Source organism: Streptomyces sp. A5-4 (assembly GCF_051131715.1).
GTDB lineage: Bacteria > Actinomycetota > Actinomycetes > Streptomycetales > Streptomycetaceae > Streptomyces.
In genome coordinates, this window is the sequence record NZ_CP178591.1 from 1,605,965 (window position 1) to 1,626,991 (window position 21,027).

Sequence of the window (21,027 nt, forward strand, 5' to 3'; positions counted from 1 at the left end):
CCACTTCAAGGATGCCTGATGGCTCTGCCGAGCTTATAGCACGTGCATTCGAATTACGGCCGTCGTCAAACAGCTTCACCCGATCGAGTGGCGGAGCTATCGTCGGCGCCATGAACGATCATGTGCGCGACCTGGCTTCTGTACGCGAAGCGACCGACCGGCTCCTTACCGCGGCCGGCAAGCTGGACAACGCCGGAGTGACGCAACCGTCACGGCTTCCCGGTTGGTCACGCGGCCACGTACTGGCCCACGTGGCCCGCAACGCGGACGCCCTGATCAATGTGCTGGCCGGCCGCCCCATGTACGCGAGCGCCGAGACCCGCGACGCCGACATCGAGCGCGACGCCCCCCGCCCCCTGCCCGTGCAGCTCCAGGACGTGCGCGACAGCGCGGCCCTGTTCCAGGAAGCGGGCGCCGCCCCCGCCGACTGGACCCGCACGGTCGCCCTGCGCAACGGCGTGACCGACGACGCGTCCCGCATCCCCTTCCGCCGGCTGATCGAGATCGAGCTGCACCACGTCGACCTGGGCGTCGGCTACGAGCTGGAGGATCTGCCGGAGGACTTCACCGGGCGCGAGATCGCCTTCCTGGCGGCGCGTTTCGCCGGCCACCCGGACGTGCCCGCGGTCCTGCTGACCGCGACCGACGGACGGCAGTGGCACACGGGACGCACCCAGGGTGATCCGGTGCCCGTCACGGGCGCGGCTCCCGACCTCCTGGGCTGGCTCGCGGGCCGCCGCGACGGTGCCTCGCTCGACACCTCGGGGGCCCTGCTGCCCACCCTGCCCCCGCTATAGGCTGAGCGTATGACGTACAGCGGAACGGTCAGGGTCGGCGGTCCTGCGGACGTGCACGAGCTCGCGGACCTGATGATCTCGAAGGTCGCGGTCGGCGCGATGAACAACAACTCCTACCTGCTGCGCTGCCGTGCCACCGGCGAGCAGTTGCTGATCGACGCGGCGGCCGAGCCGGACATCCTGCTCCAGCTGGTCGGTGACGACGGCATCGCGTCCGTCGTCACCACCCACCAGCACGGCGACCACTGGCAGGCGCTGGCCGAGGTCGTCGCGGCGACCGGGGCGCGTACGTACGCCGGCCGGTACGACGCGGAGGGGATCCCCGTTGCGACCGACGTCCCGGTCGAGGACGGTGACACGATCCGGGTCGGCCGCGTCGAGCTCACCGCGCACCGGCTGGTCGGCCATACCCCCGGCAGCATCGCCCTCGTGTACGACGACCCGCACGGGCATCCGCACGCCTTCACCGGGGACTGTCTCTTCCCGGGCGGCGTGGGCAATACCCGGCAGGACGCGGCGGCCTTCACCAGCCTGCTCGACGACGTGGAGCAGAAGCTCTTCGGCAGCCTGCCGGACGAGACCTGGGTCTACCCGGGCCACGGCGACGACACCACGCTCGGCGCCGAGCGCCCGCAGCTGCCGGAGTGGCGCAGACGCGGCTGGTAGACCACAACCCGCATGCATGACTGGGGCCCGTACGCACCACGCGTACGGGCCCCAGTCATGCATGCGGGTCGGATCGTCAGGACTCGACGCTCTCCTTGTCGCCCGCCGCGGCGGCCTCGGCCGCTTCGCGCTGCTCGGTCTTCTTGTTGGCGATCAGGCTGGTGATCGTGGTGATGATCAGCACGCCGCAGATGACAACCAGCGAGAAGGGGATCGAGATCACGGGGACGGTCACCCCGTTCTCGTGCAGCGCGTGCAGCACCAGCTTGACGCCGATGAAGCCCAGGATGACCGACAGGCCGTAGCTCAGGTGGACCAGCTTCTTGAGCAGGCCACCGATGAGGAAGTACAGCTGGCGCAGGCCCATCAGGGCGAAGGCGTTGGCGGTGAAGACGATGTACGGGTCCTGGGTGAGGCCGAAGATCGCGGGGATCGAGTCCAGCGCGAACAGCACATCGGTGGTGCCGATGGCCAGCATGACGACCATCAGCGGCGTCATGATGCGCTTGCCGTTCTTCTGAATGAAGAGCTTGGTGCCGTGGTAGCTGTCGGCCACGCCGAAGCGGGTCTCGATGGACTTGAGGAGACGGTTCTCCTCGAACTCGTCCTCCTCGTCCCCGGAGCGCGCCTCCTGGATGAGCTTCCAGGCGGTGTAGATCAGGAACGCGCCGAAGATGTAGAAGATCCACGAGAAGTTGGCGATGACCGCCGCGCCGGCCGCGATGAAGATCGCACGCAGCACCAGGGCGATCAGCACACCGATGAGCAGCACACGCTGCTGGAGGTGGGACGGCACCGAGAACTTCGCCATGATCAGGACGAAGACAAACAGGTTGTCCACGCTGAGCGATTTCTCGGTGATGAAGCCGGCGAAGAACTCTCCGGACGCCTGGGCGGTGCCGAACACCAGCAGGCCGAGGCCGAAGAGGACGGCCAGGACGATCCAGACGACCGTCCAGATCCCGGCTTCCTTGATCGACACGTCATGGGGCTTGCGCCCGATGAGGAAGTCGACAGCGATCAGGGCGGCCAGACCGAGAATGGTCAGGATCCACATGTTCAATGAAACGTCCACTGCGCCTCCGGCAGATAGCTACGGCAACTCAATCAGCGTCGTCGCTGCCGGAGGTCTCTTCCACCCGAGCGCTGTTCTCGCGCTACGGGCCGACGCCCCGGGACCGATGGCGGTCCGTATTGACGGGTACGTCGCAGCCGGGAGTACTCCCCTCCGCTGCTCGAAGAGTACAGGAATACCCAAGGGAAGGTAAAGGGGATGGTAAAAGTGCCCCAAGAGCGCAGGTCGAGCGTGGAGTTGTCAGCCGCGCAGCGACCGCCTCGCCGCCGCCACCCGGGCCAGAACCTCCTGCAGCACCTGGCTGCCGGCCGGCGGCAGCATCGGCTCGTACGTCCACACATGGCCGACCCACGGGTCGACCAGGTGGTCGTCGGGCACCGGGGTGACCCGCAGCAGCGACCGCCACAGCGGGTCGAGCACCGGCCCGTACTCACTCGCGTCCTCGCGGTCGGCGACCATCATCAGGTGCACGCCGACGGCCGGGCCCTCGTCGGCGAGATAGCGCAGCTGGGTGACGGCGCGGTCGTCGAAGCCGTGCGGGAAGTCATTGACGATCAGTAGCTGCTCGGCCGTGTCCAGATCGGGCGGGAGCGCGTCGGCGGCGCGTCCGCGCACCGCCATCTGCACCAGGTCCACGCGCTGGGTGAGCTTGGCCAGCACCGCGCTGACGCCCTGCGCACCGGCCGCGGGCGGTGCGTCGAGCACCCCGAACCCGGTCAGCGGGGCCAGCGCGAGCGCGCCCGAGCCCGCCGGGTCGATGACATGGACGGTGAACTCCCCCGCGGGGTAGGCCGCCAACAGCCGTGCGGCATGCGCGACCGCGGTGTCCATGGCGGCCCTGCGCAGCTGGTGCGAGTCCAGCATCAGCGCGGCCTCGGAACCGGAACGGCCACTGTCGATCCACATGCCGCGCTCCAGCGGCAGCCGTACCAGCATCGGGATGCGCAGATCCGGGCGCTCGGGCAGTTGGAGATCACCGAGGCGCAGCGCCATCGGGATCTCCATGGGGACCCGGTAGCCGTGCCAGGTGGGGTTGTGCCAGGAGGCGAAGGCCGGGGGCAGGGCGGGCTCGACCACTTCGGCCTCGGCGACGAGCTGCGCGAGGTCCCGCTCCAGCACCACGCGGGCCTGCTCGACGAGGTTGTCGTGCTTGGTACGGGCCGCTTGGCGGGCGGCGTCGCCCGCGCTCCCGATCCGGCTGCGCGGGTCGGAGAGCACCTTGTCGAGCTCCTGCTCCATCCTCGACTCGGCGAAGTCCACGGCACTGCGGTACGCCGCGGTGGTGCGGGCCAGGTCCTCGAACATGCCCCACACCTGGTTGTACAGCCGCTCCTCCATGGACCAGCCGGTCGCGTCGCCCGCGACGGGCGGTGCGGGCTGCCCCGGCGGGGCGGGCGGCGCGGTGGGCGGCGGCGGTGGGGGCGCGGTGTTCTGGCGGCGGGGGTGCGCGTAATCGATGGGGCCGCCGGCGGCCTGCGGGGCGCCGGCCTCCGGGCCGCCGGGGACCGCGGCGGACGGGGCGCCGGTCGCGGAGCCGCGCGCGGCATCGGACGCAGCGGGCGCCGGCATGGCCGTGGGAGCGGCGTCGGCCGGGGTTGCCCCGTTGCCTGCCTGCTCCTGACGGGCACTCGTCCGGGATGCGGTGGGCCGCGCCCGGTCGTCGTCCTGGGCGCGGGGCGGGGGCGCCTGCACGGAGCGGGCCAGCCCGCTGCTCACGGCTTCCTGGATGGCGGTGGCGAGCTCGTTGGCCTGGGGCAGGCCCTGGTCGGCGAGCATCTCGGCGAGGCCGCCCGCGTATCCCTGACCGACGGCACGTACTTTCCAGGCGCCCTGCCGGCGGTAGAGCTCCAGGGCGACGACCGCCGACTCGCTGTCCAGGCCGGTGACCGTGTAGCTGGCGACCTCGGAGCCGTCGAGCACGGTGACGGCGACGAAGGGGGCGGCGAGCGCACCGAAGCTGCTGGGGCCGCCGACGCCCAGGGGGAGGGCGAGCAGGACGCTCACCCGGTGCACGGACTCGGGCAGGGCCCCGAGGTCGACGGCCAGCCGGTGGTCGGCCGCGGCCTGCTTGGACACTTCGAGCCCGGGGAGATGGGGCGAACCGGGGTGGGCGACCCACTCCGTACCGCGTACGGTGCCCTGCTCGTCGCCGAGCGTGGCACCGGCCACGATCGGCTTGCCGGCCGAGACCCGGATCTCCAAACGGGCCTGGGGCAATGGATGGTTCTGTCCCCGGACCAGCTCGGCCGTCATCGCCTGTCTCCCCCACGTCGAAGTCGATTTGAATCGTTCGGAGCCTGGCGGCGCCGAGTGGTGCACGTGATGCAAGTGGTGCAGCTCCCGGCGGCGCGATGCCTCCGGGAGCTGCGTGTACCGAGATCGTCTCTGCTCAGAGGTGCGGCAGGATCGACGGCATCAAGTCCTGGAAAGTACGGCCGTTGGCCGGGGTGCCGATGGCCGTCATCTGCCATCCCGCGCCCGCCCGGTGCACCTTCGCCATGATCTGGGCGGTGTACTGGCCGCCGCCGTCGAGGGTGTAGCGGGCCATTTCCTGGCCGTTGGTCTCGTCGACGATGCGACAGAACGCGTTCTGCACTTCCTGGAACGTCTGGCCGGTGAAGGAGTTCACCGTGAAAACGATCTGGTCGATGTGCACCGGAACACGCTGGAGGTCGACGAGGATCGCCTCGTCGTCGCCACCCTGACCGGCGCCGCCGACCAGGTTGTCGCCGGTGTGCTTCACCGAACCGTCGTCGCTGACGAGGTGACGGAAGAAGACCACGTCCACCGGCTGCTTGTCCGCGAACAGCACCGCCGAGGCATCGAGGTCGACTTCCCGCGTGCGAGAGCCGAACAAGCCGCGACGCGGCGCCGCCTGCCAGCCGAGCCCCATCCGCACCGCGGTCAGGGTTGCCCCGTCGCTCTTCTGCAGGCTGATGGCCTGGCCCTTGGTCATGTTGACCGTCACGCGCTGTCCCCTCTCCCCAAAGCCTTGCACCGCCCGTGTGTGCGGCTGAGCAGCACCCTACGCAGTGGCGCCGAGCGAGCCGCAGCCCCGGTGCATTTTGTGTCGGTCTTGCAACACATAAAGTGCGCCGCTGCACGACCCTGTCCGATGCCGGCGGGTCGGGCCTGGCCCGTCGGACGCGGCCCGGCGTTCCGGCGGTATGGCCTGCCCTCCCCCGCTCCGCCGGGACCGGCCCCAACGGTCAGGCCTGCCCCGCCTCCCGCATCTGGCGCAGCTCCTTCTTGAGCTCGCCCACCTCGTCGCGCAGCCTGGCGGCGACCTCGAACTGGAGCTCAGCCGCGGCACCGCGCATCCGCTCGGTCATCTCCTCGATGAGCTGGGCCAGTTCGGCAGCCGGGCGGTCGGTGAGGACCTCGCCCTTCTTGCCCGCGGCGCCGGCCTTGGCCGCCTTGCCGCCGAGCGCGGGCACCGGAGCCTTGGCTCCCTTGCCGTCCTTCGCCTGCCGGTAACCGGAGCCGAGGAGTTGCTCGGTGTCGACCTGCTCGCGCGCGATCGTGGCGACGATGTCGTTAATCTTCTTACGCAGCGGCTGCGGATCGATCCCGTGCTTGGTGTTGTACGCGACCTGCTTCTCACGGCGCCGGTTGGTCTCGTCGATGGCCTTCTCCATCGCCGGGGTGATCGTGTCCGCGTACATGTGGACCTGGCCGGAGACATTGCGCGCCGCGCGGCCGATGGTCTGGATCAGGGAGGTGCCGGAGCGCAGGAAGCCCTGCTTGTCGGCGTCGAGGATGGCGACCAGCGACACCTCGGGAAGGTCGAGGCCCTCACGCAGCAGGTTGATGCCGACCAGGACGTCGTACTCACCGGCCCGCAGCTCGCGCAGCAGCTCGATGCGGCGCAGTGTGTCGACGTCGCTGTGGAGATAGCGGACCTGAATGCCCAGTTCGAGGAAGTACTCGGTGAGGTCCTCGGACATCTTCTTGGTGAGCGTGGTGACCAGGACGCGCTCGTCCTTCTCGGTGCGCTTCCTGATCTCGTGCACCAGGTCGTCGATCTGCCCCTCGGTGGGCTTGACGATCACCTCGGGGTCGATGAGGCCGGTGGGCCGGATGATCTGCTCCACGAAGCCGTCGGAGCGGGAGAGCTCGTACGCACCGGGGGTCGCGGACAGGTAGACCGCCTGGCCGACGCGCTTTTGGAACTCCTCCCACTTCAACGGCCGGTTGTCCATCGCGGACGGCAACCGGAAGCCGTGCTCGACCAGGGTCCGCTTGCGGGACGCGTCCCCCTCGTACATCGCGCCGATCTGCGGAACGGTGACATGCGACTCGTCGATGACCAGCAGGAAGTCTTCGGGGAAATAGTCGATCAGAGTGTGCGGAGCCGTACCGGGCTCGCGGTCGTCCATGTGCATCGAGTAGTTCTCGATGCCCGAGCAGCTGCCGATCTGGCGCATCATCTCCAGGTCATAGGTGGTGCGCATGCGCAGTCGCTGGGCCTCCAGCATCTTGCCCTGCTTCTCCATCTCGGCGAGCCGCTCCTCCAGCTCCTTCTCGATGCCCCTGACCGCCTTCTCCATGCGCTCGGGGCCCGCGACGTAATGGCTGGCCGGAAAGACGTACAGCTCCCGGTCCTCGCTGATGATCTCGCCGGTGAGCGGGTGGAGCGTGGAGAGCGCTTCGATCTCGTCGCCGAACATCTCGATGCGGACGGCCAGCTCCTCGTACACCGGGAAGATCTCGATGGTGTCGCCGCGGACCCGGAAGGTGCCGCGTGCGAAGGCCACGTCGTTGCGGGTGTACTGGATCTCGACGAAGCGGCGCAGCAGTTGGTCGCGGTCGATCTCCTCGCCGACCTTCAGCGGCACCATGCGGTCCACGTACTCCTGCGGGGTGCCGAGGCCGTAGATACAGGAGACGGAAGCGACCACGATGACGTCCCGCCGGGTCAGCAGCGAGTTCGTCGCGGAGTGGCGCAGACGCTCGACCTCCTCGTTGATCGAGGAGTCCTTCTCGATGTAGGTGTCCGACTGCGGGACATACGCCTCGGGCTGGTAGTAGTCGTAGTACGAGACGAAGTACTCGACGGCGTTGTTGGGCAGGAGCTCGCGGAACTCGTTCGCCAGCTGAGCGGCGAGGGTCTTGTTCGGCGCCATGACGAGCGTGGGGCGCTGGAGCTTCTCGATCATCCAGGCGGTGGTCGCCGACTTGCCGGTGCCTGTCGCACCGAGCAGGACGACATCCTTCTCACCTGCGCGAATGCGCCGCTCCAGCTCGGCGATGGCCGCCGGCTGGTCACCGCTGGGCTGGTAGGAACTGACGACCTCGAAGGGCGCCACCGTACGTTCGATCTTGGAAACGGGCCGCATGCACCAACCGTACGACTCGGCACTGACACTCACGTGGTGATCGCTCGGGTCACCGGCGCCGCATGGGCCTCAGGGCCGGTCGCGGGACGTCGGCCCCGGGCGGGCTCCGCCAGTCCGGGCGGCCCATCACCAGCAGCGGATCGAACATCACCACCACGCCCGCGATGAACAGGAAAACTATCGGGCCGATCAGCATCGGCGCGAGGAACATGGCCGGCGGCTCTCCGCCGGGGGCGCTCGTGGCCCCGTGCAGATGGACGCTGAGCCCGGCCATGCCGGTGTAGTGCATGCCACTCGCCGCTATGCCCATGAGGAGGCTGGCGCCCAGGCTGGCCAGGAAGCCACGGATCGATACGGCCGCCCAGAGGGCGGCGGTCGCGGCCACGACCGCGATCACCACGGAGAGCGCGACGGTGAAGGTGTCGTACTGGAGCTGACCGCGCAGTCGCATTCCGGCCATGCCGAGGTAGTGCATGGTGGCGATGCCCAGGCCGGTGATCGTGCCGCCGGTCACCAGGGCCATGGGGGTGACGCCGCGGTATCCAACGATGAAGATGCCGACACCGACCATGACGATGGCCACGCCGAGGCTGGCGAAGGTCAGGGAGGAGTCGTAGTTCAGCGGCGTCTCCTTGACGGTGAAGCCCATCATCGCGATGAAGTGCATGGTCCAGATGCCCGAGCCGATGGCGGTCGCCCCCAGGGCGAGCCAGCCCGCCTTCCAGCCGCGTTCATCCATCAACGACCTGGCGGTGCAGCGCAGCCCGAGGGCGCCACCGAGACACGCCATGACGTACGCCGCCACCGGGGTGACGAGACCGTAGCTGAACCCGTCGACAGTGCCCTGCATACCCTTACCGCCCCTTCGGCCGTGCCCGTTGGGAGAGAGGCCCGAAGAATGGTGCGGAGGCCCTGGTTGGGGGCGAGAGTAAGCCGATCCGCATGATCCGAACATGTTTTTGCAGCATTTCATCGACACAGAAACTGACACGTGACACGGCCCAGGCTGTTTGATTCATTTCGTGGCCATCCTTCGCCTGTCTTTCGTTGGCCGATTGCTGCCACTGTCGGACCGTCCGTGATCAGTCGATGCGAGGAGTCCTTGTGTACGCACGCACCGTCCCGGCCGCGGCAGCCGCACTCCTGAGTGCCACCGCGCTGCTGCTGCCCGGCTCCGCCGCTCAGGCCGCCGCTCCCGCGGGGCAGCACGACGCCCCCGCCGTCATCGCCCACCGGGGAGCATCGGCGTACGCGCCGGAGAACACCCTGGCGGCGGTCGATGCGGCCGACCGGATGGGCATCGACTGGGTGGAGAACGACGTACAGCGCACCAGGGACGGCGAGTTGGTGGTCGTCCACGACGACAGTCTCGCGCGGACCACCGATGTCGAGCAGGTCTTCCCGGGCCGGTCGCCGTGGAAGGTCAAGGACTTCACCGCAGCGGAGATCGCCAAGCTGGACGCGGGCAGCTGGTTCGGCCACGCGTACGCGGGCGCACGCGTGCCGACACTCAAGCAGTACCTGAACAGGGTCGACCGCAATCACCAGAAGCTGCTCCTGGAGATCAAGGTGCCCGCGCTCTACCCGGGCATCGAGAGGGACGCCCTGCGCGTCCTGCGCCAGGAGGGATGGCTGAGCCGCCATCACGTCAGGCACAGCCTGGTCATCCAGAGTTTCGGCGCCGACAGCGTCAAGGAGGTGCACAGGCAGCGGCCCGACCTGACGACCGGCTTCCTCGGCACACCGGCCGTCGCCGAACTGCCCGCGTACGCGGAGTTCACGGACCAGATCAATCCGACGCACACCTCGTTGACGGCCGACTATGTCGACGCGGTGCACCGACTGAAGGGCGTGCACGGCAAGAAGCTGCGGGTCAACACCTGGACGGTCAACGACGCGGCGGGCGCGGTACGGGTGCGCGATTTCGGGGTCGACGGGATCATCAGCAACACCCCTGACGTCGTGCAAGAGGCGGTCGGTTCGTAACCCCGGGTCCGCCGTCACCGGCCGGCTGTCAGTGCCCGGTCGTACCGTGGCTGGCATGAGGAGCGACGAGCAGGGCGGGCAGTTCGTGGAGTGGGCCGTCATCGGCAGCGGCGACACCGACATCGGGTCGCTGCTGCTCGCCGCCACCGGCGAGGGACTGGTGAGCGTGATCTTCCATGCGGATCCCGCAGTCCAGCAGAAGGCTCTCGCCCAGTTGCGCGCGCAGTTGGGGGCCGAGGTGGTCGAGGCCCCCGGCTCCGCCCGACTGGCCGAGCCCATACGGCAGCTCGCGGCGTACTTCGCGGGCGAGCTGCGCGACTTCGATCTGCCGCTCGACTGGTCGCTGACCTCCGGGTTCAACCGGCAGGTGCTGCGGGAGCTGGCGACCGGCGTTCCGTACGGCGCGGTGGTCGGATACGGAGACCTGGCGAGGCGCGTGGGGCAGCCCGGCGCGGCGCAGGCCGTGGGGGCGGCGATGGGTTCGAACCCGCTGCCTGTGGTGGTGCCCTGTCACCGCGTGGTGGAGAGCGACGGCGGTCTCGGCGGGTTCGGGGGCGGCCTGGAGACCAAGCGGGTGTTGCTGGCCCTGGAAGGGGTACTGCCCCGCCCACTGTTCTGAGGAAGCGGCTGTTCTGAGGAAGTCGCTGCTCCTAGGAAGCGGCTGTCCTGCGAAAATTGCTGTTCCGACCCGAGAGGGCGCTGTTCCGACCCGAGAGGACTCTGTTCCGAGTCCCGAGCCATATCCGGTTTCGTGCATACGTACGGGCTGGCACACTTCGGCGGTGACTACGACCGACAAGGCGACCGGCGGCTCCGCCGGCAAGGTGAGCGCGGCGGCGACCGTGCTCGGGCCCGAGGCGGTGCGGACGCTTCAGCGGCGCACCACCGCCGTGCTCATCGTGAGCCAGATCCTGGGCGGCCTCGGCGTGCCCATGGGCATCGCGCTCGCCCCCGTTCTGGCCACAGAGGTCAGCGGCACCGAGGCTCTGTCCGGGCTGGCGCCGACCGCGTCCGTGGCCGGTACGGCGCTGCTTTCGATACCTCTGGCCGCCCTGATGACCTCACGCGGCCGGCGCCCTGGGCTTGTCCTGGCCTATCTGATCGGTGCACTGGGCGCCGGCCTCGTGGTGCTCGCCGCCGTCATCGGCAACTTTCCGCTGCTGCTGCTCGGCATGGCCGGCTTCGGCGCCGCGTCCTCGGCCAACCTCCAGGCCCGGTTCGCCGCCGCCGACCTGGCCCCGCCGGACCGGCGCGCCCGCGCCATCTCCACGGTCGTATGGGCGACAACGATCGGCGCCGTCCTCGGCCCCAACATCGCGGCCCCCGCGGGCCGGGGCTTCGCCGGAACGTCGATTCCCCAGACGGCGGGCCCCTTCCTGTGGGCTGCCGGCATCTTCCTGATCACGGGCCTGGTGGTCGCGGTGCTGCTGCGCCCCGACCCCCTCCTCACCGCGCGGGCCTTGGCCCCGCCGGAGTCGCAGTCCGCGGAAGGCCGCTCACTGCGCGCGGGCATCACAGCGGTCAAGGCCTCACCGCACGCGAGACTCGCCCTGGTGACCGTGGCCGCTACGCACACCGTCATGGTTTCGATCATGGTGATGACCCCCGTCGACCTGGGCCATCACGGGGCCGGTCTCGAACTGGTCGGCCTCGTCATCAGCGGTCACATCGCCGGTATGTACGCGTTCTCACCGGTCATGGGCTGGCTGTCCGACCGCATCGGACGCCTCGCGGTCATCGGGCTCGCGGTGGGCCTGCTCAGTTTCGCCGCGTTGCTGGCCGGCACGGCAGGTCCGAGCCACGCGCAGACCGCGGCCGGTCTGTTCGTGCTGGGTCTCGGCTGGTCCGCGGGTCTGGTCTCGGGGTCCGCCCTGCTCACCGACTCGGTGCCGCAGCAGGCCCGCGCCGCCGTCCAGGGGTTGTCGGACCTGACGATGAACACGGCAGCGGGCATCGGGGGGGCAGCCGCGGGACTCATCGTCTCGCAGGCGGGCTACGGCTGGCTCAACGCGATCGGCGCCTGCCTGCTCCTGCCGATGGCCACGCTCGCTCTGCTCGCCGCCCGCCGCCCGCCGACGAGTCCCGTCAAGGCCGAGTTCAATAGCGATCTCAAGACTGATCAGGACTGAGGTCAGGAACGACGTCAAAGGTTGATGACGTCAAAGACTGATGTGGTAGGCCTTGCGCAGCGTCTCGTGCACGGTCCACGTCGTACGGTCCCCCTCGCGCAGCACACACGCGTCACCCGCGCCGATCTCCAGGGTCGCGCCGCCCTCCACCTGCACGGTGGCGCGCCCGCTGACCACCACGAAGAGCTCGTTGGCCTCAATGTCGGTGACCACGCCGGGCGTGATCTGCCAGATGCCGCGAAGCTGCTTGCCGTCGGGGGACTCCCACAGCAGCTTGCCCGTCACCACCGGCTCACCGGAGACGATCTGCTCCGGGTCGAGCGGCTCCGGCTCCAGTTCGGCGTCCGGGATGTGCACGGCGAAGGACGGGGGAACTTGATCAATTGTCGTCATGGCGCGACACCTTAGCCGGACGCCGCGGGGCGCCCAGCAGTGAGGCAGGCATCAGGCGATACGGGGCATCCGGCCCGGCACACGCCTCCGCGAGGAGAGAAGCATGGAGATCTCGGGCATCTTCAGCGCGATCGTGATCGGCACGTCTTCGGCATCCCGGGCCGGCTGGCCCGGCCCGGCCATCAGCACGTCGGCGTCCTACGGACGATTCCGGTGAGCATCGCGGCCGCGCTGCTCGGCACGGCGATCGCCCAGGGCCTCGACGTGTCCGACACGGACGACGTCGACTGGGTGGGGCGGCTGATCCGGATCGGCCTCGCGGCGATCGGTGTGGCCGTACTGGACCGGGCGAAGTCGGGCGGCAGCCGCACCCGCCACGGGTGGAGAAGCTCCCACACAAGGCGCATGTGCCATGCGCGTATCCACGGTGCGCTGAACACCCCTACGAGCGCGGGCAGATGCGGCAACCTGCATGGCCGACGCACACACGGCTCGACGTGTGCCCACCGACCTCAGGACCGATTGTCAGTGGCTGGCTCTACTTTGGGATCAGTCGAGATCGGCTGCACCGGCCGGTCCTTGGGGAGGGGTGTGCCATGTCTGCTGCCAGGACGCGGGTTTCGCGGGAGACAACGTATCTGGAGCTGTCGCAGGACGACGGCGGGGCGCACAAGTTCTACGAAGTGACCGTCGACAGGCTGACGGTGTCGGTGCGTTACGGACGGATCGGCGCGGGCGGCCAGCTCCAGACATCGACGTTCCCCAGCGTGGAGAAGGCGAAGGCAGCAGCGGCGAAGAAGGTCGGCGAGAAGGTGCGCAAGGGGTACGCGCCGGCGGTACAGGGGCAGCGGGCCGCCCGCGCCGTGTCACGCCGCCAGGTGACCTCGGCGCCGTCCACGGCGCGCGCCACGGCCCCGGTGCTGTGGCGGTTCCGCACCGGCGCGACGGCCCTCGGAATCCACATCGAGGAGGACCGGTGCTGGGTCGGCAATCAGAACGGCGATGTCTACACCCTGGGCCACGACGGCGAGGTGCTGGCCAGGTATCAGCTGCCCGACGGGGTGAAGTGCCTGGTCGCGGACGATTTCTGGATCTACGCGGGCTGTGACGACGGGAGGGTGTACGACCTGTCGTCGAAGCTGCCGTTCGCGGCGTACGAGATCGCGGAAGACGTCGACATCTTCTGGCTGGACATCCATGAGGGCGTCCTGAATGTCGCGGACCGCAACGGCGGACTCACCGTGATCGACCACGAGGACGAGTTCCAGTGGTCACGCCGCTCGACGGGCGACAGCGCCTGGATGGTGCGGGCGGACGAGGAAGCCGTCTACCACGGGCACACGAGCGGGGTGACGGCCTACGCGAGCGACGGCAGCGGGGAGTTGTGGCACACGGCCACCACGGGGAACGTGCTGTTCGGCTGGCAGGAGGACACCGCGGTGTACGCGGGCACCGGTCGGCGGGTCGTCGAGCGGCTGTCCAAGGCCACCGGTCGTATCGAGGCCAGGTACCAGTGCGACTCGTCGGTGTACTCCTGCGCCACCTCCCCGGGCGGTCGCTATGTCTTCGCGGGCGACTCGTCCTCGTCCGTGTACTGCTTCGACGCCAACGGCACCCGACTGTGGAAGCTCGGCACGGGCGGCGGTTCGGCGCTGTCCATGCAGTACCGCGGCGAGAAGCTCTACATAGTGACCACCGACGGCTCGCTGGCCTGTATCGACGCGAGTGAGGCTGCGATCTCCGCCGCCCAGTCCGGCTCCGTGCCGGTCGCCATGGACATCAAGCAGGCGGCGGCACTTCCCACCTATATGCCCACGACGTCCATCGCGACGGTCAGCGCGATGCCCGCGCCGGGGGCCGGCGTGGTCGTCGAATGCGTCCAGGAGGGTGGCCGGATGCGAGTCCACGTAGTGTCCGAGGGTTATGAGCCGGCATGGAACGTCCAGTTCCCCCGCTCCATGCGTCAGCTCGGCACCCGTTACGTCGTCGACGCGCTGCACACGTCGCAGGGTGGTTTCTACCGGGTGCGGGGAGAGATAAAGCGCCTGGTGTAGGGCGGGCGGACAGCAAGCTCACGCCAACACCCCTTGTTTTGAGCCCTGTTGGCGGTCGAGAGCCTGCTGAGGCTCGGGTGACGAGGTTTGCGGGCGGCGCGGGTGCGCCAGGGATGGAGCATGCCTGACACCACGCTGCTGCTGTCCGAGGAAGTACGGGAGGCGCTGGAGCAGCGTCGTCCCGTGGTCGCCCTGGAATCGACGATCATCGCGCACGGGCTGCCACGCCCGCGCAATCTGCGCGTCGCGGTAGAGCTGGAGGAGGTGGTCCGTACCGCGGGCGCTGCTCCTGCCACTATTGCCGTTCTCGACGGCAGGGCGCTGGTCGGGCTGGACAAGTCCCAGCTGGAGCGCGTGGCGAACGACGACTCGGTGCGCAAGCTGGGACACCGCGATCTCGCGCCGGCGTTGGCGGCGGGCGCGAGCGGGGCGACGACCGTGTCGGCGACGGCCTTGCTGGCCGCGCGCGCGGGGCTGCGGATCCTCGCGACGGGCGGGCTCGGGGGCGTACATCGCGAATGGGCCACTACCCAGGACGAGTCGGCGGATCTGGGGCTCCTCGCACGGACTCGGATCACGGTGGTGTGCGCGGGAGTGAAGTCGATCCTCGATGTTCCCGCGACGTTGCAGCGACTGGAGACGCTCGGGGTCGGCATCCTCGGATACGGCACGGAGCACTTTCCGGGGTTCTACCTGAGCAGTTCGGGCGAACCGGTGGACTGGACGGTGCGTACGCCGGGTGAGGTGGTGGCGGTGATGCGGGCCCAGGACGCGCTCGGTGGCCCAGAGGCGGCGCTGCTTGTCGCCAACCCCGTAGCCGAGTCGGAGCAGTTGGATCCGGCGCTGCACGACAGGGTCCTGGCGGACGCGCTGACCGAGTGCGCTGACCGCGGTATCGCGGGGCAGGCCGTCACGCCCTTCCTGCTGGACCACTTGGCTCGACACACCGAAGGGGCGTCGCTGGAGGCCAACTTGGCGGCGGTGCGGGGCAACGTACGACTGGCGGCGGAGATCGCGGTCGCTTGGACACGGGCTTGAGCCGCGACGAGACCCCCCGCATGAACGGCAAGGGATCGAAGGATGCCGACGGCGCCCCCGACGATCCGAGGGACGGCGGCGTGGAGAACAGCGGCTCGGAGAGCCAGGGAGAGAAGGGTGGTGATGATGTGGAGCCCGGTGTCGTGAAGCCCGGTGGCCTGGAGCGCGGCCTGTTGGTGATCGGCGATGTGGTGACCGACGTCGTGGCCCGCCACCGTGGACCGCTGGCGCCCGCGACCGACACGGCCGCCGAGATCAGGACGTTGCCGGGCGGAGCAGGTGCCAACGCCGCTTGCTGGGCCGCACATTCGGGCCTCACGGACGTACGGATACTCGCGCGGGTCGGCACGGACTCGGCGGCCTGGCACGAGGAGCAGCTCCGGCACGCGGGCGTGCGACCCCATCTCGTCCGCGACGCAGAGACGCCGACCGGCACCGTGATCTCCCTCGTCGATGCCGGCGCCGAGCGCACGTTCCTTTCCGACAACGGCGCGGCCCTGCGCCTCTCCCCCGCCGACTGGTCCCCGTCCCTGCTCGACGGCGTCACCCATCTTCACCTCTCCGGGTATCTCTTCTTCTCCGACACGAGCCGGGCGACGGCTCGTCTCGCCCTGCGGGAGGCCCGGGGGCGCGGGGTGACGGTGAGCGTGGACCCCGCGTCAGCGGGCTTCATCGCCGGGCTGGGAGTGGACCGGTTCCTGGCCGCGGTGGCGGGGGCGGACGTACTGCTGCCCAACGTCGACGAGGCCCGGCTGCTCACCGGTCTGCCGGAACCGGGCGACGCGGCGGCGAAGCTGAGCCGCCGCTTCCCGCTCGTGGCCGTCACCCTGGGCGCCGACGGGGCACTGCTCGCGGCAGCCGGAGGTGTCACGGCCCGGGTCCCGCCCGTCCCGGCGGAGGCGGCGGATTCGACGGGCGCGGGCGACGCGTTCACCGGTGCGTTTCTCGCCGCACGTCTCAGCGGTGCGGGCGGCTCACGGGGAAACGACGTAGGGGCCGCCGCGGCGGGCTGCCGGGCCGGGGCGCACGCGGTGACGGTGATCGGCGGACGGCCACCCCTCCGAGGCACCGCCGACCCGCCCGGGTCGGGCTGAACGGCAGCCGCCCGGCGCGTATCTCCACGGCTACCACGGGGGTGTCCTGCACGGGCGTCGTATGAGGCGGGGTGTCCTTGTCCTGCACGGGCCTCGTACGAGGCGGAGTAAGCGGCACCGGCGTCAGGCAAGGCGGGGGTGAGCGGCACGAGGTCGTCCTGGTGGGGGTTGCCCCGGTGGAGAGTGTCCCGGTGGCCTCGGTGTTCGAGGTGGCTCCGCTCGGACGACAGCGCACGTGCGACAGGCCCGGGAGGCCTCCAGGTCCGGGAACCTCCGGATCAGGGGCCCGCAGGTCGGGGGCAGCCACCCAGGCGCCGACGCGGGAGCCCAGGTGCCGGCCAGGGCCCCGGGCGCCGCCTGGGCCCCGGGCGGCACTGCGTCGTTGATTGGATCGGGCGTCCGTGACGGACGCGTGCGCCGGGTGCGGCCGGTGCGCCTATGGGCGGAGGCCCGTCCAGGCCGGATGGCGTGGGTCCTCGGACCGGACGAGGACGTCGGCTGCTTCCGATGGGCCCACTTCCTCCTCGTAACGGGCGAAGGCCGGCAGGGTCCAGTGCTCGCTGACGTCGGTGTGCCGTGCGAGGGCGCCGGGCGACAGCCGTACGTGCACGGTCAGGTCGAACGGGAACCAGTGCCCGAGGAGCAGCGGTCCGTGCAGCAACAGCACACCGCCGGCCGGAAGTTGTACGTGCGGGCTGCGCGTCGCCCGGTCGGTGGCCGGGTCCCAGAGGTCAGGAATGACCCGCCCACTGCCGTCCGGTTCGAGGGGCCCGAAGACCTCGCGCCACAGGGCGCCGGTGTCGAACCAGCCGCTGTAATAGGTGTCCGGGTTCCGCTTCCCGTACTCCAGGCGCAGCGAGGCGGGCCGAAGGAATCCCTCCGTGCCGACCACGAGAACGGTATGGCCGCGCAGCCGTAGGGCCTCGGCGAGGCGCTCGGCCGCCTCTGCCGTGCGGGCGGCGGGTGCGCCGTCGAGGGCGGCCTTGAGCCAAGGGCCGCCGTCGGCCGGTTTCAGCGCGGCGAGGTGGTCGGCGAGGGCGTCGGTCAGGCGATCCCAGGTGATCGCTTCGAACCGCACGGCTACCTGGCCCGGATCGCCGGGGACCACATGGTCATTCAGGCACTCCCACGAAACGGAATGGCACCCCGAGCCGCTGTGCGAGCGCCTGTCCGGCGGCCGTCACGTCCGCCTGTTCGGCCCCCAGGTCGTGCCGGACATGCGCCAGGCAGTGGGTGTCCGCCGGGTCGGCCATGACCGCGAACAGCCGCACGAACCAGCCCTGGTCGTCACTGTGCCAGTCCGCCTCGACGGCCACCGCGGGCCCCGGCAGCGCGGCGACCTCGGTTGCGAGGGTGTCCACGTCGCGCAGCGGCGGGGGTCCGATGCGGTCGGCGAGCGCGGCGCTGCGTTCGGCGACGAGGGCCTGGCAGCCGCGGAGACCGGGCCTCGGCTCGACCCCGGAGGAGCGGATGGCGAAGACGGCCTGGACCGATCGCCCCTGGACGACGAGTTCGTCGACGTTCTCGCGTACGGCGGCGGGCAGTGCGGCCCAGAGGTCGGAAGTCATGGAGCCGACCCTAGTCGGAGCCCCCGGGACCGCGTGACCTAGCCACCCGCCTCACACCCGTCACCCCCCTCTGGCACGCCCACACGCGGGGCCCGCCCACCTCTGGCACGCCCACGCCCGCCCGGGGCCACGGCCTCTGACGCCCCCATGCCCGGCACCTCTCCGCGCGCCCGATCCCCGGGCCCTCACCTCGGACACCGGGCCGGGCCTCCACGCCCGGGACCCACACCTCTGAGCGCGCCAGACGCGTCACCCGCGCCCCAAGTGGCGCACCCCCTGCCTCGGAACCCCTCGCACCCTTCGCGCTCCGGGCCCTCCACGCTCCCGAACCCTCCGCGCCTGCTCCACGCCCGCACCGCGGCTACTCGGCAGCTATTCCGCAGCTGTTCCCCGGCTACTTCCCCGCCGCGCAGGCCGGTGCGTCCGAGTCGGCGGAGAGCGGGCTGCCCGCGGGCAGCATGTAGGTCACGTACAGCACGACCGGAGTGGTCCCCAGGTTGCGGCCGATGTGTCGGTGCTTGGCGCCGGAGGGCTCGGTGAAGGACTGGCCCGCGGTGGTCCGCTCGACGGCGCAGTTCTGGAGTGTCCGGGTCAGTGTGCCCTGCTGCACGACGACTATCAGCTGCCCGGCGTGATGGTGCCAGCCGGTGGATCCGCCCGGCGCGATGGTGATCGTGCGTACGACCACATCGACGGGGCCCTTGGTCTTCACCTTCAGGGTCTCGGCGGAGGTGCCGGTGGCCAGGACCGTGCCGGTCACTCCGCTGCCGGGGGTGGCGAGTGCCGCTGACGGCACCATGCCGAGCGCGGCCGCACACCCGATCAGGATGATGGCTCTGCGCACCGATCCGTGCCGACCGCCCTGTCCCACAAGTTCCTTGAACCTCATCGCCAATCCCCTCAACTCCCGTCGCGGGCAGGGAATCCCGGCCCCCCTTGCTGCCGCGGCTACCGCACGCTGTGACCACTACCGCCAAAATCGCCTCACCGTACCCTGACCATCCGGATGCGGCGATCAGTCGTATCGACCGTTTCTGAGTGGATACCGCGAATGGCCGACCTCACCAGTACCAGCCACCTCACCAGCCACACAGCTCCCATGTGCTCCACATGTAACACCGTCGTCCACACCCAGTTCGCCTCACCGCATCTGATCGAACAGATCGTGTACGACGGCCTGGACCCGGCCACCGACCCGGCGTGGGAGACCTCGGGAGCGGCGACCGTCGAGGACTACGGCCGGTGGTGCGGTCATCTGTGCGGCGCTGGCAACGTACGCCGAAGAGGCCCACGCGCTCCCCACCACCGTCCACCGCCATCTCGGCCCGGCGGAGATCCTTGAACTCCTCGACGCGGGACGGACGGTGATGGCCTCGGTCCACTATGAAATCCGTAACCCGGGTCGCCCGGCGCCGGGCAGGGGCGGCCATCTGGTGCTGGTGACGGGCCGTACGCCGGACGGCGAGGGCGTCCATTTCCACAACCCGTCGGGCACGGCCCCTCTCTCACGGGCCGCGGATCTCCCCCTCGCCACCTTCGAGCGCTTCTTCGCCGGCCGAGGGGTCTCCTTCGCCGGACCACGCGAACACACCGCACACCTCGCGAAGGAAGCGGGCCCGGGGGCGTAGCCGGCCCCCGAGCCCTGTTGATGCCACCTGGTTGATGCGCCGCCCGTTGAAGAGACCGGATCAGTCGTAATGTCGCCGCGTCCTGCCTTTGGACCACCGCGGATCGAAGCTCCGCGGGCCGGAATTGAACCGGCATCTCGACGCGCATGGGCCCGGGCCCGGTTGGTACGGCGATCGGCGACGAATGCTGAGTCTGGAGCAAGAGTCTGAGATTGAACGCGGCCCGAAGCCGGTACCGCGCAGTCACGACGAACTTCAGTTTCAGCTTGCGCTCTTCGCGCACCCCAACCGCACAATGGTGGCCGGGGAGTTGATGAGGCTACCCGAACAGGTAGCCGAAGACGGCGTCGCCCACCCGCTGGTCGGTGACCTCGGCGCCGTTCGCCTCCTCGCGGGCGAACTTCACGGCCTGCTGGAGCTTCTCCACCCGCTCCAGCACGTCGTTCACGCGCCGGGCCGTCAGCGCACCGGAGAACTTGACGGTCGTCCAGTACCCGACCGGGATGTCCTCGTAGTACACCTCGACCTGCGCGGGGTGCTTCTCGGTGGCCTCGGCCTTCACGTGGTTGCGCGGCACCTTCTTCGTCCGAAGCGTCCGTACGGCGTCCGTCCTCCAGTCGTCGGTCGACGGGTCGAGCGTCCACGCCTCGGAGGCGTCGAGCAGGGGAAGCTTGCGCACGAAGGCGTAGATGTCCGTCAACTGCTTCTCCAGGAACAGCAGATAGGACACCGGGACCGCGCTCACGAGTACCCGACCGTCGACGGTCACGTCGGCGCGGGCCTCGCAGTTCGCCCAGTCCTTGGTGGCGGTCACGTCGAAGAGCCTGGTCAGCGTCTTCGCGGTGTCGCGCAGCACGTCCTCGGCCTTGATCTGGACCCGCGTCGACTCGGGCGGAAGCTGCTCGCCCTCTTCGTCCTTCGGCTGGTACGTGCGCGAGATGCCCGCGAGCAGCGCCGGCTTCTGGAGCCCGTGATGGGCCGCCGTCAGGTCCTGCTGCGCCTTAGACTTGACGCCCTTCTCCACCGCGATGATCTGATTGAGTTTCGCCACGACCAAGACGCTAGCAAGATCACTCGCATCTTCCGAACCATTTATACGATCAGCCGGACCCTCCGCCCACGCCTGCACCCACCCCCGCACCTCATCACTTCAACACCTCAACAACGCCCGGGAGTTCGCGCGATGGGCAGAGCATACGCCGCAGTGAGAGACACTCCCCTCGACGCGCTCGCGACGCACCGGACCACACGGAGCGCGCC

The 21,027-nt window shown here is 69.7% G+C and carries 22 protein-coding genes; 10 read left to right on the forward strand and 12 right to left on the reverse strand.

Annotated elements, in window-relative coordinates; translation table 11 throughout:
- Nucleotides 1-110 precede the first annotated feature (110 nt).
- Both ACLLJJ_RS07430 and ACLLJJ_RS07435 read left to right on the forward strand, forming a co-directional pair.
- A complete protein-coding gene (locus ACLLJJ_RS07430) occupies nt 111-797 on the forward strand; it encodes a maleylpyruvate isomerase family mycothiol-dependent enzyme (protein ID WP_434588474.1) in 687 nt (228 codons plus the stop codon).
- Between the two features lie 9 nt (nt 798-806).
- Nucleotides 807-1,463, forward strand: a complete 657-nt coding sequence (locus ACLLJJ_RS07435) for an MBL fold metallo-hydrolase (RefSeq protein ID WP_434588475.1) — start codon at nt 807-809, stop codon at nt 1,461-1,463.
- A 76-nt stretch (nt 1,464-1,539) separates the two neighbouring features.
- Here ACLLJJ_RS07435 and ACLLJJ_RS07440 read toward each other — a convergent pair whose 3' ends face one another.
- From ACLLJJ_RS07440 to ACLLJJ_RS07460, 5 genes are all read right to left on the reverse strand, one after another.
- A complete protein-coding gene (locus tag ACLLJJ_RS07440) occupies nt 1,540-2,538 on the reverse strand; it encodes a TerC family protein (protein WP_434588476.1) in 999 nt (332 codons plus the stop codon).
- A 240-nt stretch (nt 2,539-2,778) separates the two neighbouring features.
- Nucleotides 2,779-4,791: a TerD family protein gene (locus ACLLJJ_RS07445; RefSeq protein ID WP_434588477.1), complete on the reverse strand. Its 2,013-nt coding sequence runs from the start codon at nt 4,789-4,791 to the stop codon at nt 2,779-2,781.
- A 136-nt stretch (nt 4,792-4,927) separates the two neighbouring features.
- Nucleotides 4,928-5,506 carry a TerD family protein gene (locus ACLLJJ_RS07450; RefSeq protein ID WP_434588478.1) on the reverse strand — a complete coding sequence of 193 codons (579 nt, stop codon included), beginning with the start codon at nt 5,504-5,506 and terminating at the stop codon, nt 4,928-4,930.
- Nucleotides 5,507-5,747: 241 nt separating this feature from the next.
- Nucleotides 5,748-7,877, reverse strand: coding sequence for an excinuclease ABC subunit UvrB (gene uvrB / locus ACLLJJ_RS07455; protein WP_434588479.1), 2,130 nt, complete (start codon nt 7,875-7,877; stop codon nt 5,748-5,750).
- 49 nt (nt 7,878-7,926) lie between these two features.
- Nucleotides 7,927-8,727, reverse strand: a complete 801-nt coding sequence (locus ACLLJJ_RS07460) for an MHYT domain-containing protein (protein ID WP_434588480.1) — start codon at nt 8,725-8,727, stop codon at nt 7,927-7,929.
- A 254-nt stretch (nt 8,728-8,981) separates the two neighbouring features.
- Here ACLLJJ_RS07460 and ACLLJJ_RS07465 point away from each other — a divergent pair, with 254 nt between their 5' ends.
- The 3 genes from ACLLJJ_RS07465 (at nt 8,982) to ACLLJJ_RS07475 (ending at nt 11,992) form a co-directional block, all read left to right on the forward strand.
- The gene (locus ACLLJJ_RS07465) at nt 8,982-9,863 is read left to right on the forward strand and encodes a glycerophosphodiester phosphodiesterase (protein ID WP_434588481.1); all 882 of its coding nucleotides are present in this window, start codon (nt 8,982-8,984) and stop codon (nt 9,861-9,863) included.
- A 55-nt stretch (nt 9,864-9,918) separates the two neighbouring features.
- The gene (locus ACLLJJ_RS07470) at nt 9,919-10,482 is read left to right on the forward strand and encodes a methylated-DNA--[protein]-cysteine S-methyltransferase (protein ID WP_434588482.1); all 564 of its coding nucleotides are present in this window, start codon (nt 9,919-9,921) and stop codon (nt 10,480-10,482) included.
- Nucleotides 10,483-10,687: 205 nt separating this feature from the next.
- Nucleotides 10,688-11,992, forward strand: a complete 1,305-nt coding sequence (locus ACLLJJ_RS07475; protein WP_434600331.1) for an MFS transporter — start codon at nt 10,688-10,690, stop codon at nt 11,990-11,992.
- A gap of 30 nt (nt 11,993-12,022) precedes the next feature.
- Here ACLLJJ_RS07475 and ACLLJJ_RS07480 read toward each other — a convergent pair whose 3' ends face one another.
- From ACLLJJ_RS07480 to ACLLJJ_RS07490, 3 genes are read right to left on the reverse strand one after another with little or no spacing between them, the layout of a single operon-like run.
- Entirely contained in the window at nt 12,023-12,385 is a 363-nt protein-coding gene (locus ACLLJJ_RS07480; RefSeq protein ID WP_434588483.1) for a cupin domain-containing protein, read from the reverse strand.
- Between the two features lie 51 nt (nt 12,386-12,436).
- Nucleotides 12,437-12,574, reverse strand: a complete 138-nt coding sequence (locus tag ACLLJJ_RS07485; protein WP_434588484.1) for a hypothetical protein — start codon at nt 12,572-12,574, stop codon at nt 12,437-12,439.
- Nucleotides 12,568-12,792, reverse strand: a complete 225-nt coding sequence (locus tag ACLLJJ_RS07490) for a hypothetical protein (RefSeq protein WP_434588485.1) — start codon at nt 12,790-12,792, stop codon at nt 12,568-12,570. Before ACLLJJ_RS07490 ends, ACLLJJ_RS07485 begins: the two co-directional genes overlap by 7 nt.
- 189 nt (nt 12,793-12,981) lie before the next feature.
- Here ACLLJJ_RS07490 and ACLLJJ_RS07495 point away from each other — a divergent pair, with 189 nt between their 5' ends.
- From ACLLJJ_RS07495 to ACLLJJ_RS07505, 3 genes are all read left to right on the forward strand, one after another.
- Nucleotides 12,982-14,439 carry a WGR domain-containing protein gene (locus ACLLJJ_RS07495; protein ID WP_434588486.1) on the forward strand — a complete coding sequence of 486 codons (1,458 nt, stop codon included), beginning with the start codon at nt 12,982-12,984 and terminating at the stop codon, nt 14,437-14,439.
- Nucleotides 14,440-14,559: 120 nt separating this feature from the next.
- Nucleotides 14,560-15,477, forward strand: a complete 918-nt coding sequence (locus tag ACLLJJ_RS07500; protein ID WP_434588487.1) for a pseudouridine-5'-phosphate glycosidase — start codon at nt 14,560-14,562, stop codon at nt 15,475-15,477.
- A 158-nt stretch (nt 15,478-15,635) separates the two neighbouring features.
- Complete coding sequence (locus tag ACLLJJ_RS07505; RefSeq protein ID WP_434600332.1) at nt 15,636-16,571, forward strand: carbohydrate kinase family protein; 936 nt, start codon at nt 15,636-15,638, stop codon at nt 16,569-16,571.
- A 436-nt stretch (nt 16,572-17,007) separates the two neighbouring features.
- Here the strand turns inward: ACLLJJ_RS07505 and ACLLJJ_RS07510 are convergent, their stop codons facing one another.
- The 3 genes from ACLLJJ_RS07510 to ACLLJJ_RS07520 all read right to left on the reverse strand — a co-directional run bounded on the left by ACLLJJ_RS07510 (nt 17,008) and on the right by ACLLJJ_RS07520 (nt 19,028).
- Nucleotides 17,008-17,649 carry a uridine kinase gene (locus ACLLJJ_RS07510; RefSeq protein WP_434588488.1) on the reverse strand — a complete coding sequence of 214 codons (642 nt, stop codon included), beginning with the start codon at nt 17,647-17,649 and terminating at the stop codon, nt 17,008-17,010.
- A gap of 34 nt (nt 17,650-17,683) precedes the next feature.
- A complete protein-coding gene (locus ACLLJJ_RS07515; protein WP_434588489.1) occupies nt 17,684-18,139 on the reverse strand; it encodes a hypothetical protein in 456 nt (151 codons plus the stop codon).
- A 394-nt stretch (nt 18,140-18,533) separates the two neighbouring features.
- Nucleotides 18,534-19,028 carry a cupin domain-containing protein gene (locus ACLLJJ_RS07520; protein ID WP_434588490.1) on the reverse strand — a complete coding sequence of 165 codons (495 nt, stop codon included), beginning with the start codon at nt 19,026-19,028 and terminating at the stop codon, nt 18,534-18,536.
- A gap of 162 nt (nt 19,029-19,190) precedes the next feature.
- On the opposite strand from ACLLJJ_RS07520, the gene ACLLJJ_RS07525 reads away from it, so the two are divergent.
- The gene (locus tag ACLLJJ_RS07525; protein ID WP_434588491.1) at nt 19,191-19,481 is read left to right on the forward strand and encodes a hypothetical protein; all 291 of its coding nucleotides are present in this window, start codon (nt 19,191-19,193) and stop codon (nt 19,479-19,481) included.
- Nucleotides 19,482-19,506: 25 nt separating this feature from the next.
- Complete coding sequence (locus ACLLJJ_RS07530; protein ID WP_434588492.1) at nt 19,507-19,767, forward strand: hypothetical protein; 261 nt, start codon at nt 19,507-19,509, stop codon at nt 19,765-19,767.
- Nucleotides 19,768-20,086: 319 nt separating this feature from the next.
- Here the strand turns inward: ACLLJJ_RS07530 and ACLLJJ_RS07535 are convergent, their stop codons facing one another.
- Nucleotides 20,087-20,818 (reverse strand): hypothetical protein, encoded by a 732-nt coding sequence (locus tag ACLLJJ_RS07535; RefSeq protein WP_434588493.1) that lies wholly within the window; start codon nt 20,816-20,818, stop codon nt 20,087-20,089.
- Nucleotides 20,819-21,027 lie beyond the last annotated feature (209 nt).